Raw genomic sequence first — 13,126 nt, forward strand, 5'->3', positions numbered from 1 at the left:
CTCAAAGGCCCAGTGCTGTGAGCTTGTCTTCAAGCGGCTTCAATGCCTGATCCCATTGATGATGCGTGAGAACGAAGTGCCGCGCGGCCCGGCCCATGCGTTCGCATTGAGGCGCGTCTTCAAGGAGCGCCAGGATTGACGCCGCCATGGCCTCGTCTGTTTCAGCCGTAAGCGCGGCATCGCGCGGCGCGGCGATGCCGGTCATGGCTTCCGCGCTGGCGACAACCGGCCTGGCCATCGCCATGGCTTCCAACACTTTATTTTGAATGCCTCGGGCGACGCGCAAAGGCGCCACGGCGATTTTTGCGTTAGCAAGCCAGGGACGAATGTCATCAACGCGGCCGGTGACGATGATGCCTTCAGTGCCATGGAGTGCAGATATTGCGGCGGCTGGATTGGCGCCGACAATAGCGAAGCTGGCGTCTGGCCGCGCACTTCGCACTGCTGGCCAGACATGTTTTACGAAGTGGATAACGCCGTCGATATTGGCGCGGTAGTCCATGGCGCCGGTAAAGACGCAGTCATGGCATGGCGCCTCTGAAGCGTCGATTGCATGGGAATCGAAATAAACGGCGTCAACGCCATTTGAAAAGGCTGCGACCGTCTTTGTCATGCCGGCGCGCGCATTGAAGATCGCCGCTTCCTCTGAACTGATGGCGAAGCTTGCATCAGACCAGTTTGCGATGTCGGTTTCTTTACGCGCCAATGTTTTCGCCTCGCGGGCATAGACCAGCTTCATCGGGCCTTTTAATTCTGCTGCGTAGCCGCGCCATTTTTCAGCGTCCGCATCGCAAAAGTCGACAATGCGCTTTCGGCCTTCAACAGGCTTTTCAATGTAAGGCGCCATGGAAGAAGAAAAGACAATTTCAGCGCCTAGCGGTTTTTTTCGAAGCTCGCGGATTGCCGCCGACATGCGGGCGTCGCGAAAATATTGAAAACTCAAAGGGCTTCCCAAGAGAAGACCTTTTATGCTGTTAAGACGCGCGGTGCGTGGATCAAGCGATATGATGGTGACGCTTTCACATAAGCGAGCCAGAAACTCTTTGTGCGCAAGGTCTCTCGGGTCGTCAGCAAAAGAGGCGAGGTGGACGCGATAGTGTTCCGCCAGAAATTTCAGAATGCGCCAGGAGCGGATTTTGTCGCCCTTATCCGGTGGATAGGGGATGCGGTGCGCCAGAAACAAGATTTCCGGTTTCATGGGAAATTCGGCGCCAGCAAGGGGCCGAGGCGGTTCGCGGCGAAGCCGGGAAGGTGCGGCCAGAGCTTTGAAAAAGCGGCAAACTTTGGGTTGTTTGCATTGATATCCGGAAGCGCCTCATCGCCGATGAGGTTGATGCGATATGTAACGGGGCGCGGTTCGGCGCCCCACAGTCTTTTATACGCATAGGCGCCAGTGTCGACTTTGCTGCGCCCAAAATCGAACACTGCACATCCCTTTTCTGCGGCGCGGCGCATTACCGCCCAGTAAACACAGTCAAACGCCCGCGTGGATCGGGCCTTCTCCGATGCGCCTATGTAGTAAGGCAGAACTTTATCCTTGAAATAAAAACTCACCAGCGCCGCGACCGGTTCGCCACGATATTCGACTACGGAAATTTCTGTTTCCGTAGGGAAGGCATCCATCAGCGTACTCAAGAACCGCCGTGGAAAAACCGGCGTGCCTAGCCGGTGGAGCGATGTTGCGTAGAGTTTATAAAAGAGGTCCGGCTCGCCATTGTGCCGGATGCTCAATAAACCTTCATTTGCCGCAGCAATGGCTTTGCGTATTTCCGCGCGACGCTTGCGGGGGACTGCAGACAGCGCCTCTGCTTCATCTTCCACCAAAGCGATCTCAAAGCCCGCATGTAGCCCCCTTTTTTTCAGCCAGCTGTCAGCGTCGAAATCCGACCGGCACTCGATATAGCGAACATTATTGTCTTCACCGAGTTGCTGCGCCGCGTGGAGGAGCGCCTGAAGCGCTTCGCCATCACGAGCCAACGGTCCGCCGCCTACCGAGAATGCGGTGGAAATCAGCGAAGCGCCCAGCAGCGATGTTTTGGCGAAAGTCAGCGGCAACACGCCCGCGAGCGCACCGTTTCTACGCGCGGTTATGTAGAACGCATCATACCCATAAGCGGTTTTTGCGACCTTCGCCCATCCTGAAAGCTGGAAGAATGTTCCCTGGCGTTCAGCGCGCACATAGCTGTCCCATTCGGCCGTGTCGCATTGCGTGTCGCAGCTCACGGAAAGGGATGCGCTGGGCGTTATCGGTGAAAGCGTGTTCATTGCAGGCCTAGCGCGCCATCGATGCGCCCCCAGGAAAAGGCGTCGAGCGTTTTCGAAAGCTTGCCTTCCATGCGGCTCAGATTGAGATAATGGCGCAGCTTCGATTTGAGCGGGGCGCGGGTAAGGCGCGGCTGGTCCGGATCGATTTCCCAGGGATGAAAGTAAAAGATCACCGGGCCGTTGAGCGTCCTTGATGCTTTTGTGAGCAACGCTTTTGACAGTCCAAGCGGCGCCGCGCGGAACCATCCGCCGCCTGCGGCGCTGACCCTCCTGCCAAAGAGATCAACCGTCGCCACCGGCGCTTCAATCAGACCCGAAATTTTGTAAGGCGATTGCGGCGCCGATGCGTCGCCGTAATGATCATGCGTGATTGGATGTGTGCTGGATGAGTAAATATGGCCAGCCTCGGCAAGGGTCTCGTGGGCCCAGGGCGTTTGTTTGCCGATAGAAAACCCGGCGGCGCGATAGCCGTTCACAGCGTTGCCGGAAAGGTCTTCCAGCAGCGCTTTTGTCTTTTTGACATCCGCGCGGAATTGCTCACGCGTCTGCTCGTTGACCTTTGTGTGGTCGTAACCATGACTCGCCAGTTCATGACCGCGCGCTACGATTTCCCTGATGAGGGCCGTGTCGCGCTCCGCCACCCATCCGAGCGTGAAAAACGTCGCTTTGGCGCCATGCGCGTCGAAAAGGTCGAGGCACCGACGCGTGTTGTCGCCAACGCGCAAGGCGAAGCCGTCCCATGATGCGCGCGAGACGACGCCGGAAAACGCCCAAACCTGAAAATAGTCTTCCACGTCAACGGAAAGCGCGAAGCAGGGCCGAGATGTGCCGTCGGCGTCGCTCATGTTTCTCTCTCCGGCGCGCTGGGTCAGCCTTCAGCGGCGCGCATAGCATCGAGCAAGGCTTCGGCGCGACCGAGACTGTCGGCAATTTTCTGACGCCGCTCGCTTCGCGTTTGTTCGCCCGCGCCGACGGTGCGGGTGAGGTCAACGACATTGGAATGGGCGCGTTTCAACTCCTCACGCGTTTCGTCAATGGAGCGGGTGAGGGCGCTTCTCCATTGTGGGCCGTCCGCAGCGGCTGAAGCCAGCAGTGCGTCGTCCTGGTCCGGCGCCGCTTCTTCCGCTGTAGAAGCCGCCCCTTCGCTCGCCGCCTTGATGGCGCTTGCCACATCAGTCAGCGTGGCCTCTTGCGGTGCGGTGTCATGTTTTTTTGCGCGCAGTCGATCGAGAACGCTCATGGATGAGGAAACGATTTCCGGCTCTTGTTCCACAGGGCTCTCCAGGTCGGGCTCAACGGCGGCGGCGCTTTTGCGCGCTCGCTTGCTTTCCAGCGAGACAATATTGGTTTCCGCGTCGTCACCGGGAGCCTCATCGGTCCCGGAGGTTTCGGCTGGTGTTTCGGCGGGCGTTTCCTCAGGTGTTGCCGCCTTCTCGGCGACAGGCTCTTTTTCCCGCTCTTGCTGCGGCGCCGGTTCGTCTTCGATCCTTGCAACAGGGGGCATGGCGTCTGCGGGTTTGCGCGCGTCGAGTTTTTCTTCCTTTAATTCAGCGCAAACGGTTTCGACGACGTCGGCGGTCACCTCGTGCTTTTCCTCCAGCGAGCAATAGAGCATCAGCCGGTTGCAAAGCGTGTTGATGCGGCGGGGAAGGCCGGTTGTTTGTTCGTGGATGGCGCGGAAAGCGTCATCAGTGAATGCCGGGTCTTCGCGCCAACCTGCGACTGAAAGGCGATGCAGGACATAGTCGCGGGTCTCTTCCTCTGAAAGGTTTTCCAGATGGTAGGAAGCGATCACGCGCTGGCGCAATTGCTCCATATTGGGTTGTTCCATGATCGTGCGGAATTCCGGCTGGCCGACCAGAAAAACCTGGAACAGGGGCGTTCCTTCATAGTCGATATTGGACAGCATGCGCAGTTCTTCGAGCGTTTTGAAAGGCAGGTTCTGCGCCTCGTCAATGATCAGAAGAACGCGCCGTCCACGATTAAGCTGGTCGAAAAGATAATCCTCGAAGGCTTCGATCTCACCGGCGCGTCCTTCGCTTTCCGGCTCGATGCGGAAGGCCGACAAAATCTGGCTGAGCAGGTCTTCGGCTTCGATATTCGATGTGAGGAGATTGGCGGCGACAATGTTGGACGCATTGAGTTGATCGAGAAGGTGGCTGATCACCATGGATTTGCCCGCGCCGACAGGGCCGGTGATGACGATAAAGCCTTCCGACTGCTTCAGGCCGTAATGGAGATAGGCCATCGCCTTGTTATGGCTGCGGCTGCCATAAAAGAAACGCGGATCCGGGTTGAGACGGAAAGGCGCATCGGTAAGACGAAAATACTCTTCATACATGGTTAGAAATCCACGGTGATGCCCGCCAGGAAGTTGTTCTCGTTATATTCGAGGAGCGCGTTTGGCGAAAAGCGTTCCGTATGCGTCGCCTCGACAAAGACGGAAGCGTTTTTGTAAATCCGATAGGACGCCCCGATCTGGCCAATAAGCGTGTTGGTGACGCCGTTGGTTGAAGCCAGCGAAGCGCAGTCTGCAACGGCGTCGAATAACGGATCCATGGTGTCGATGCCGAAAATCAGCGGGTTCGCCACGCAGGTCGCCTCCTCAAAGGCGGTATCGGTGCGACGGAAGGATACCGAGCCGTAGCCGGTGATGCGGCGCGCTAGACGCCGGTTGAGGTTCAGGCTTGCGCCGTAGGTTTCGATTTGTCGAAAGCCGAAATCATCGTCCGAATAAAAGCCGTTGAGCGACAGTTCCGTAAGATCGAAATCGCCAGTCAGGGAAACATATGCGGAATCGGAAACCGAAACGCCATTGGTCTGGGCGCTGCCGAAATTGCGGCTGGTTGCGTAGAAGGTCGCCGCTTCGATCACGTCGCGCGCCGAAAGCTGTTGTCCTTCACGCAAGCGGTCGGCGAATTCCAGGGTTTCGCGCTGGGTGGTCTGGAATTGCGACGTCACCGATTGCGCCCGTGTGCGGAAAGACCGGCTGGCCCCGGCGGTGAAGGCGAACCGTTGAGAGATCTGATAGCGTGCGCTGGCGTCGATGAAGTCATCACCGTAGCGTTCGCCATATTCGAGCCTGATTGAAGAGCGCGGCCCAGGTTGGGCGGTGAAGCCCGCGCGCCAGAAAAAGCCCGATAGATCGGCGTCATTGAAAAAGATGGACGCGGCGCCTTCGGTTTCCAGTTCATCATAGCCGACGCCGCCGGACAGGGCGAAACGGTCGGTCAGCGAGAACTGCATGTCAGCCGAAAGAGCGCCCTGCCTGTAACCAAAGTCCGGGAAGAAGCTGACGCCGTCCTCCGTCGTGTCGCTGCCATAGGCGGTCAGGCGGAAGCGCATGCGGTCCAGCTTGCGCCCGCTGTCATATTGCGCAAGCACTTCGTGGGTGAGGGAATCGTTGATGGAGTTGCCGGCGAAGAAAGAAGAGAGCGAGCCGCTGTCATCCACAAACACCTGGGAGAAGCGGTAGCGCAGCTCGGCGCTCGAGTCGTCGGAGAACTCATGAAAAATATAGGGGCTCGCCGCATAGGTGTGCACATTAGCGCGCTGGTTGCGCCCGGCGTTGATGTTGCCGGAAAACCGCGCCTGATCGCCGAGCAGTTGCCGCGATGTTGATCCGGAAAAATCGAAATAAAGCCAGTTTTCAACGCCGGTAAAAGTGCTTGTGCCGGCGATATTCTGGTTCACCGCAAAATCGCTCTGATTGAGAAGGTAAGAAAAGTCGAGATCGCCGAGAACAATGGCGGTGACGCGCTTCGTTGAATAAATGGCGCCGCCGGAAAGTAAGGTCGAGAGAATATATTCGTCCTCTTCCAACCCGGAACGCTGAAGATTGATGTTGTCGGAGTATCCGGCGCGGACAGAGGCGCTGGCGGCGTAACCGAAATAATCGGTCTGCATTTTCAGCGGCGCATCGGGCGCCGCGACCTGGGCGAAGGAGGCTGTCGCAAAGACGCCGATGCCGGCGCTGGCGAGGAGCGCTGCTTTCGTGCGCGGCGCGGCGGCCAGAATGTTGGTGTGCTTCCCCATGAGACTATCCTTCACTTGAGGGTTTGCCGGCGGGCGCGGGCGCGCTCTCGCTGCGGTCGTAATATTCGTAAGAGCCGTAATGGGCGCCGCCGGCGCCAATCTGACAACGGTTGAGCATCAGGCTGACATTCGGATTGATGTCGATCAGTTCGTCGACCGCGGCGGCGACCGCGGCTTCCGGCGTTGAATTGGCTTCAACCACGAAGACAATCTCGTCAGCGTATTTGGCGAGCATGACGGCGTCCGTCGCGGCCAGCACCGGCGGCGCATCAATGATGATCAGGCGTTGAGGATTGGCGGTGGAAAGTTCAGTCCACATATCCTGGGCGTTTTTGGTCGCAAAGAGATCGGTTGGCCGTTCCGCCTGCGCGCCCTCGGGCATGATCGTAAGGGGCGCTGCATTGAGACGCCACCCGAGGCTTTCCACATCGAGTTTTGGATTGCGAATGCGGTCATGCAGGCCGGCCGCTTCAGGCAGGTTCAGCCGCTCACGAATTTTTGGGCGTGAGAGGTCTGCATCGATCAGGAGCGTTTCAATCTGGTCTTCGAGCGCCAGGCTGAGCGCGAGATTGATTGCCGTAAAGGTTTTGCCTTCACCAGCCCTTGTCGACGTGATGAGAATAACATTGCGTTGTTTGCCGGGCGTGCGGAACGCCTGGCGTTCGCCGCTGGAACGAAGATAGCCGATGCGGCGCAACAGGCGGCGCTTAACGGCGCGCATTTCCAGCGCGAGCTGGCTCGAGCGGTCCTGAGGGTTGTAAAACCCGTGATGCGCCATCGCCGAAAAGTCGAGATCGATCTTTTCAGGCTCTCCTGTTTGCGGCGTTTCCGTCAGTTCGGCGGCGTCTCGCTTTTTCTTGTCCTTCTTGTTCTTTTTATCTTTCTTGGCGAAGGCGGCTTTAAGGACATTGGCGCCGGCTTTTTCAACAACGCTCATGATGACGCCTCCATTTGTAGAGAGAAGGCGGACGCCGTTTTTTCAAGCGCGGGGTCCGTCGAAGGCAGGCGGAAAACGGTCAGGTAAGCATATAGCCCGGCAATAGCGACAAAGCTGACGCTCGCCAAAGCGATGCGCATGCGGTCTTGTTTGCGGGCGGCAAAAATTTCATCCGACGGTGTCTCGCTAACGGCGCCGAGGACGGGCAGACCAAAAGCGGACTGAAGCTCGCTTGCCTGCGTATAGCTTTTGTCCAGCAAGCTGAGGCCAAGCGCCGCCGCGGCGCCGGCGCCCAAGGCTGCGATGCAGACGCCAAGAATAAGAAGAAGCCTCGGCGGATCGCTGGGCTCAAGCGCTTCGGAGGGCCATTCGAATACCTGATACTCAACGCCGCGTCCTGCTGCGCCGAGATTGCGGGTCAAGTCGAGGCGGTCGCGGCGCGACAGCAATTCCTCATAGGTCTTTTGCGTTTGTTCGTATTCGCGCACGATCTGGCGGAGCTCGGCCTCGACCGCAGGCGCCTGGCCGGCGGCGAAGTCCAGGGCGCCGAGTTCTTCCTTGAGGCGCGCTTCGCGTGCTTCGAGCGCAGCGACGGAATCATGCGCGACCCGAAGCTCCGATTGCAGGCGAATATATTCCGGATTGGCGGAGAGGGCGGCGTTCTCTTTTTCGAGTTCTTCGATCCGCGCGACAACGCCGCGAATGTCAGGGTGATTTTCTTCATACTGACTGCGCAGCGCCGCGAGTTCGACCCTGAGCCGGTCGAGCTCGCCGCCGGAGGCGCGGCGCGGCGTGGCGGAAATGAGATTTTGCAGCGTGAGAACGCGGCCTTTGGTGCGTTCAAGTTCATCGCCGACGCGAACGATCTCGTTTTCTTTGAGCTCGCGCTGGCGGCTCGCACCCTGAAGTGAAGTGAGCTCGGCTGCGTGCTCGGCGCGGAACGCAGCGACGGCGCGTTCATTGGAGACCAGCTTTTCTTCATACTCTTCGATTTGCAGGTCGAGCCTGCGCCGCGCCGCCTCGCTCTCGGTCAGGCTGGCGCCGAGATCCTGCTCGATCAGCATGTTGAGGACAGCGTCGACGACAGCGCGCGCGATCTTCGGATCATTATTTTTGTAGGAGATGATGAAATACATCTCCCGCGGGCTTTCGATATTGATCTGGCCCGCCACCCAATCGACCATGCCTTGCATTTTTGCGCGGCGTTCGAGGGGAGAGCGCGCCTCAATTGTTTTGTCGAGGCCGGAGCGCAGGATGATTTCCTCCACATTCGGCCGCGTCAGAAGCTGAAGGCGCATGACCTCGACGCGCCGGGAATAATCCGGGCGCGCCGTGAAGCCATTGAGCACGGGTTCGAGAATTGTTTCCGTTTGTACGAAGACCTGCGCGCGCGACTCATACTTGTCGGGTATGAGCCACACGGCGAGCCAGCCGACGAGCGCCGCGGCCCAGGCCACAGCGATCACCAACCAGCGCCTGCGCCAGAGCCCGTTAAGGCTGCGCAGGACCGGTTGCGGCAGATCGGAAAACTTAAACACTACTGCTTTCCCCAAACCCTTCGGGCGTTCCGTTTAAAGAACGCTTTCCGGGATCAAAATGACGTCGCCCGGCAGGACCGGGACGTTCGCCGAAATGTTGCCCTTGCGCAGGAGATCGTCGAGGCGCAGGCGATAGGATTGACGGTCTTCGCCTTGCCCGCGGATCAGCACGGCCTTGTTGCCGGCGGCGAATTCGGTGAGCCCGCCCACGGCGACCATGACGTCAAGAACGGTCATGCCGGCCTGATAGGCGAGGGCGACCGGCTGTTGCGCTTCCCCGAGGACACGCACTTGCTGGTCATAGGTCGATGAGAAGTCGCTGACGATGACGGTTACTTCCGGCGTGCGCACATATTCACGCAAGACGCCCTCAAGATCGTTGGCGAGCTTTGACGGGGTTTTGCCGGCGGCGACCATGTCTTCGACCAGAGGCGTCGAAATGCGGCCATCCGGGCGCACGGTCACCTTGGTCGACAACTCTGGCGCACGCCAGACGAAGATTTCAAGCTGGTCGAGCGGTCCGATAAGATAATCCGGGGCCGTCGCGGCGGCTTCGGACGTATTTGCCGGCGCGGCGGCGAGTTTTTCTCCGCCAAGGCCGACGGCGCTGCAGGCGGATAGCGCCATGGCTGCGCCGACCGCGGCCAGAATGCGGAAATTGTCGAGAATTTTCATCATGTTCATCACCTCAATGGCGCCAATGCGCGTCAGGCCGGCGCGGAAGCCTCAGAAATCGCACGTCAGTTTAAAGGCAACGCAAAATCTTTGCCATGCCTCCCCCTTGCGCGGCGCCATGCAAAACCTTGGAATCCTTGGGTCCGGGCGGTTTCACAGCCAGCCTTTCTTTCCCTGATTCCGCGAAAGTCAGTAACCTTAAAGGGTTTTATCGGCTGCCCAGCCCGAACAGGGCGACCCTGACGGTCATCAGGACGATCAGGAGGTCCAGGAATGGGGAAGAATGCCGGATATAGTAAAGGTCGTAGCGAAGCTTGTTGCGGGCGCCCGCGACAGAGGCGGCGTATTCATATTTGACCTGCGCCCACCCGGTGATTCCGGGTTTGACGAGATGGCGGCAGTGATAGAGCGGGATTTCCCGTTCAAGCTCGCGCACGAATTCGGGACGCTCCGGCCGCGGGCCGACAAAGCTCATTTCCCCGCGTAAAACGTTGATGGCCTGCGGGATCTCGTCGATCCTGAATTTCCGGATAATCGACCCGACGCGCGTAATTCTGTTGTCTTTCACAGCGGCGTATTGGGGCCCGTTTGCTTCCGCGTCAGCAATCATGGAGCGGAATTTGAAAACCTCGAATTCCTTGCCTTTAAGGCCCACCCGGCGCTGGCGGTATAGGACCGGACCGTGGCTGTCGAGTTTGATTGCGATCGCGGTCAAGACGAGGAGCGGCGCCAAAAAAGCCAGCAAACAAAGGCTCAAAACAATGTCGAGCCCGCGCTTGATTGCGGCTGAAAAAGGCGTGCGGCCCCGTTTCGCGGCGTTTTCGATCTCATCCCAATGAGCCGTCTCGAGGTTTAGCGCTTCACCGTAGGAAGTGGCTTGGCCAGGAGCTTGCTCATGCTGTTCCGCTGTCGCATCGCGGTAAAGCGTGGTGCGATGACGGTCGCGGCGCGACGCCGGGCCGAATGCATATCTGGTCGCGGCCGCGCCTGCCGCAGCGGCGGCCAGCGCAATGGCGTAATGAAAGAACATTCCCCCAGTTCCATTTTGCGGAGGCGCGCCCCCGGCAGTCTCAATGTCCCAGAATTCGACAGTCGAGACTGTTTCCGCATAATGCATGCCTAACGAAAAGTTAAGAAATTTATTGTGACAAGATCAAGAATGAGCGGCGTTTCGCGCGGGGGAGCCGCGTTTTGCGGCGCTCAGCGGCCCAGAAAAGCGATGATGGCGACCCAGATTCCACCCGAGATTGCAAACCAGACGGAAATGCAAGCAAGGGCCGGCAGCCGCTCTTTGTTTGCCGACGCGGCGCGTACCAAATTGGCGTGGGTTGCGAGGGGCATCTGTTCCATTCCGGGTCAGTCCTGTGGCGAGCTTAACCGGACAGTGAACAAAGAACTGTTAATGAGGGTTCACATTGGCGGCCCGTTCGGAGACGGCTGGCGACGAGCGGCGCAGTCACATCACAATCCGCTACGCTGAACGGCGTGAGGTCCATGCGCATTCTTTTGTTTTCCACGCTTTATCCGAACGGCGCCCGTCCGGCTCACGGCGTTTTTGTGGAGAACCGTCTTGCCGCCTACTGTCAAAAGTATGAGGCGGACGTAAAAGTGATCGCCCCGGTTCCATGGTTTCCCTTCCAGCATGGAGCGTTCGGAAAATATGCAGACTTCGCGCGCGCGCCCTTGCGTGAGACCCGCAATGGGATCGAAGTTTTTCATCCACGCTATCTGATCGCGCCAAAAGTCGCCATGCATGTGGCCCCGGCGTCATTGACGCGATGTCTGCGAAAAGCGGCGCGTGACCTGATCGACAACGGCTGGGATTTCGACTTTATCGACGCCCATTATTTCTACCCTGACGGCGCCGCTGCGGCGCAGATTGCGCGTGAATTTGATAAGCCTTTCGTAATCACGGCCCGCGGCACCGATGTCACCTTGCTGCCGTCTTTCGAGGGGCCGCGCCGGATCATTCAGGATACGGCGCAACGCGCTGACGCGATTATCGCGGTGGCGTCGTCGTTAAAGCAGGAGCTTGTCCGGTTGGGCGCGCCTGAGCAAAAAATTTCCGTTTTGCGCAACGGCGTCGATCTTCAAAAGTTCGCCCCTGCGGATCGTGAGCAGGAGCGGCGCATTCTCGGTGTGGAGGGGCTGGTGCTGGCGAGCGTCGGTCAGCTGATTGAACGCAAGGGGCACGGTCTTGTTATTGATGCGCTGAAATCCCTGCCAGGCGCGACCTTGTTGATCGCCGGTGAGGGGCCGCTGGAGGCGTCGCTCAAAAGCCGGGCCGGAGCGGCGGGCGTTTCCGATCGCGTGCGATTTTTGGGGGAGGTCGGCCATCATGAACTCCGCAGCATCTATTCGGCGGCTGATATGTTGGTGCTGGCTTCCTCGCGCGAAGGCTGGGCAAATGTCTTGCTTGAAGCTATGGCTTGCGGGACTCCCTGCATTGCGACGGACGTTGGCGGATCGGGTGAAGTTATCTCGGCGCCCGAGGCCGGCCGGCTTGTTCAGGAACAAAGTCCTGAAGCGATCGCTCGAGAAATAAAGGCGCTATTGGCCGCGCCGCCCGGCCGCAAGCAAACGAGGGCGTATGCGGAGCGTCATTCCTGGGATGAAACCGCTGATGGAATGCACCGGATTTTTGAAGAGCTGGCCGGTAAAGCGGCGGCGAAATCGCTGAAGATAGCGCCTATTAAAATCAAAAATGATTCATACAGACCGCGTCTGATCGTGACGGTCGATACAGAAGAAGCGTTCGACTGGTCGCGTTTTGATGACGCCGGATGGCGGGTTTGCGATCCGTCAGGCGTCGAGCGCTTTCAGACGCTTTGCGAGGATGCAGGCGCTAAACCGATCTATTTTCTCACTCTGCCGATGATGGAAGACGAGAAAACAGCAGCGCTGTTCAAGACCCTGCATGCGCACGGGCGTGCGTCGTTTGGGCTGCATCTTCATCAGTGGGTGACGCCGCCAGGCGAGTATTGGAGCGAATTTTATTCCTTTCAGAAGAACCTTCCCCGCGAGGCGCAGCGCCAAAAACTGAAAACGCTTGCCCAGGCTTATGAAAATCTTTTTGGCGAAAAAGCGCGCACTCATCGCGCCGGGCGCTACGGTATTTCTAAAGGATGCTACGGATTGCTGGCGGAAGTGGGGATCGAACAGGACTTCAGCCCGAGCGCCGGTTTTGACTTTTCCAGCCGTGGCGGTCCTGATTTTTCATCCATGTCCAATCGCCCTTTCACGGCTTTTGACGAAGACTGGCTGATAAAGGTGACGCCGGTTTGCGGCGCGCGGGCGATAGCGCGCACACGCAGTTTTTTGTCGCAAGAGAACGCCGCGCCCGGCTTTCCCGACTATGTGAAACAAAAATCGCCGGAGATGTCGCGGGCCATGCGCCTGTCGCCCGAAGGAACGAGCCTTGTAGAACTTCAGGCGCTCACTCGCCGTCTCGTCAAAGACAAGACGCCTGTTTTCACCTTTACGCTTCATTCAACTTCCCTAACCGCTGGCGCCAACGCCTATGCGACTGATGGGGAACAGGTTGATGAATTGCTGCGGACAAGCGCGGCCTATCTGCGCTGGTTCAGGGAGGCCACTGGCGGCGACATTATTTCCCTTGGTGAGCTCACCGATCTTTATGCTGCGGCGGAGCAGCCTTAACACCGCGTTAAGCATG

Annotated in this window: 10 protein-coding genes; 1 reads left to right on the forward strand and 9 read right to left on the reverse strand. The window is 58.6% G+C overall.

The window, feature by feature from the left end; all coding sequences use genetic code 11:
- Position 1 precedes the first annotated feature (1 nt).
- The 9 genes from ACFC5L_RS07130 to ACFC5L_RS07170 all read right to left on the reverse strand — a co-directional run bounded on the left by ACFC5L_RS07130 (position 2) and on the right by ACFC5L_RS07170 (position 10,480).
- The gene (locus ACFC5L_RS07130) at positions 2-1,198 is read right to left on the reverse strand and encodes a TIGR03087 family PEP-CTERM/XrtA system glycosyltransferase (protein ID WP_375200964.1); all 1,197 of its coding nucleotides are present in this window, start codon (positions 1,196-1,198) and stop codon (positions 2-4) included.
- Positions 1,195-2,265, reverse strand: a complete 1,071-nt coding sequence (locus ACFC5L_RS07135) for a FemAB family XrtA/PEP-CTERM system-associated protein (protein ID WP_375200963.1) — start codon at positions 2,263-2,265, stop codon at positions 1,195-1,197. Before ACFC5L_RS07135 ends, ACFC5L_RS07130 begins: the two co-directional genes overlap by 4 nt.
- Positions 2,262-3,110, reverse strand: coding sequence for an XrtA system polysaccharide deacetylase (locus ACFC5L_RS07140; RefSeq protein ID WP_375200962.1), 849 nt, complete (start codon positions 3,108-3,110; stop codon positions 2,262-2,264). Before ACFC5L_RS07140 ends, ACFC5L_RS07135 begins: the two co-directional genes overlap by 4 nt.
- A gap of 23 nt (positions 3,111-3,133) precedes the next feature.
- A complete protein-coding gene (locus ACFC5L_RS07145; RefSeq protein WP_375200961.1) occupies positions 3,134-4,606 on the reverse strand; it encodes an XrtA/PEP-CTERM system-associated ATPase in 1,473 nt (490 codons plus the stop codon).
- Positions 4,607-4,608: 2 nt separating this feature from the next.
- The gene (locus ACFC5L_RS07150) at positions 4,609-6,300 is read right to left on the reverse strand and encodes a hypothetical protein (RefSeq protein WP_375200960.1); all 1,692 of its coding nucleotides are present in this window, start codon (positions 6,298-6,300) and stop codon (positions 4,609-4,611) included.
- A gap of 4 nt (positions 6,301-6,304) precedes the next feature.
- On the reverse strand, positions 6,305-7,237 hold the full coding sequence (locus tag ACFC5L_RS07155; RefSeq protein WP_375200959.1) for a nucleotide-binding protein: 933 nt from the start codon (positions 7,235-7,237) through the stop codon (positions 6,305-6,307).
- The gene (locus ACFC5L_RS07160) at positions 7,234-8,775 is read right to left on the reverse strand and encodes an XrtA system polysaccharide chain length determinant (RefSeq protein WP_375200958.1); all 1,542 of its coding nucleotides are present in this window, start codon (positions 8,773-8,775) and stop codon (positions 7,234-7,236) included. The genes ACFC5L_RS07155 and ACFC5L_RS07160 overlap by 4 nt, the downstream gene beginning before the upstream one ends.
- 33 nt (positions 8,776-8,808) lie before the next feature.
- Positions 8,809-9,453 carry an XrtA/PEP-CTERM system exopolysaccharide export protein gene (locus ACFC5L_RS07165; protein WP_375200957.1) on the reverse strand — a complete coding sequence of 215 codons (645 nt, stop codon included), beginning with the start codon at positions 9,451-9,453 and terminating at the stop codon, positions 8,809-8,811.
- Positions 9,454-9,658: 205 nt separating this feature from the next.
- The gene (locus ACFC5L_RS07170; RefSeq protein WP_375200956.1) at positions 9,659-10,480 is read right to left on the reverse strand and encodes an exopolysaccharide biosynthesis polyprenyl glycosylphosphotransferase; all 822 of its coding nucleotides are present in this window, start codon (positions 10,478-10,480) and stop codon (positions 9,659-9,661) included.
- Positions 10,481-10,944: 464 nt separating this feature from the next.
- Between ACFC5L_RS07170 and ACFC5L_RS07175 the strand changes: the two genes are divergently transcribed.
- The gene (locus ACFC5L_RS07175; protein WP_375200955.1) at positions 10,945-13,110 is read left to right on the forward strand and encodes a glycosyltransferase; all 2,166 of its coding nucleotides are present in this window, start codon (positions 10,945-10,947) and stop codon (positions 13,108-13,110) included.
- The last annotated feature ends 16 nt before the right edge of the window (positions 13,111-13,126 follow it).

It is taken from the genome of Hyphococcus sp., assembly GCF_041986965.1.
GTDB lineage: Bacteria > Pseudomonadota > Alphaproteobacteria > Caulobacterales > Parvularculaceae > Hyphococcus.

Coding starts and splice junctions, on each gene's coding strand:
- ACFC5L_RS07175 (WP_375200955.1), top strand. CDS start 10,945: ATGCGCATTCTTTTGTTTTCCACGCTTTATCCGAACGGCGCCCGTCCG.
- ACFC5L_RS07140 (WP_375200962.1), bottom strand. CDS start 3,110: ATGAGCGACGCCGACGGCACATCTCGGCCCTGCTTCGCGCTTTCCGTT.
- ACFC5L_RS07155 (WP_375200959.1), bottom strand. CDS start 7,237: ATGAGCGTTGTTGAAAAAGCCGGCGCCAATGTCCTTAAAGCCGCCTTC.
- ACFC5L_RS07145 (WP_375200961.1), bottom strand. CDS start 4,606: ATGTATGAAGAGTATTTTCGTCTTACCGATGCGCCTTTCCGTCTCAAC.
- ACFC5L_RS07135 (WP_375200963.1), bottom strand. CDS start 2,265: ATGAACACGCTTTCACCGATAACGCCCAGCGCATCCCTTTCCGTGAGC.
- ACFC5L_RS07165 (WP_375200957.1), bottom strand. CDS start 9,453: ATGATGAAAATTCTCGACAATTTCCGCATTCTGGCCGCGGTCGGCGCA.
- ACFC5L_RS07170 (WP_375200956.1), bottom strand. CDS start 10,480: ATGTTCTTTCATTACGCCATTGCGCTGGCCGCCGCTGCGGCAGGCGCG.
- ACFC5L_RS07150 (WP_375200960.1), bottom strand. CDS start 6,300: ATGGGGAAGCACACCAACATTCTGGCCGCCGCGCCGCGCACGAAAGCA.
- ACFC5L_RS07130 (WP_375200964.1), bottom strand. CDS start 1,198: ATGAAACCGGAAATCTTGTTTCTGGCGCACCGCATCCCCTATCCACCG.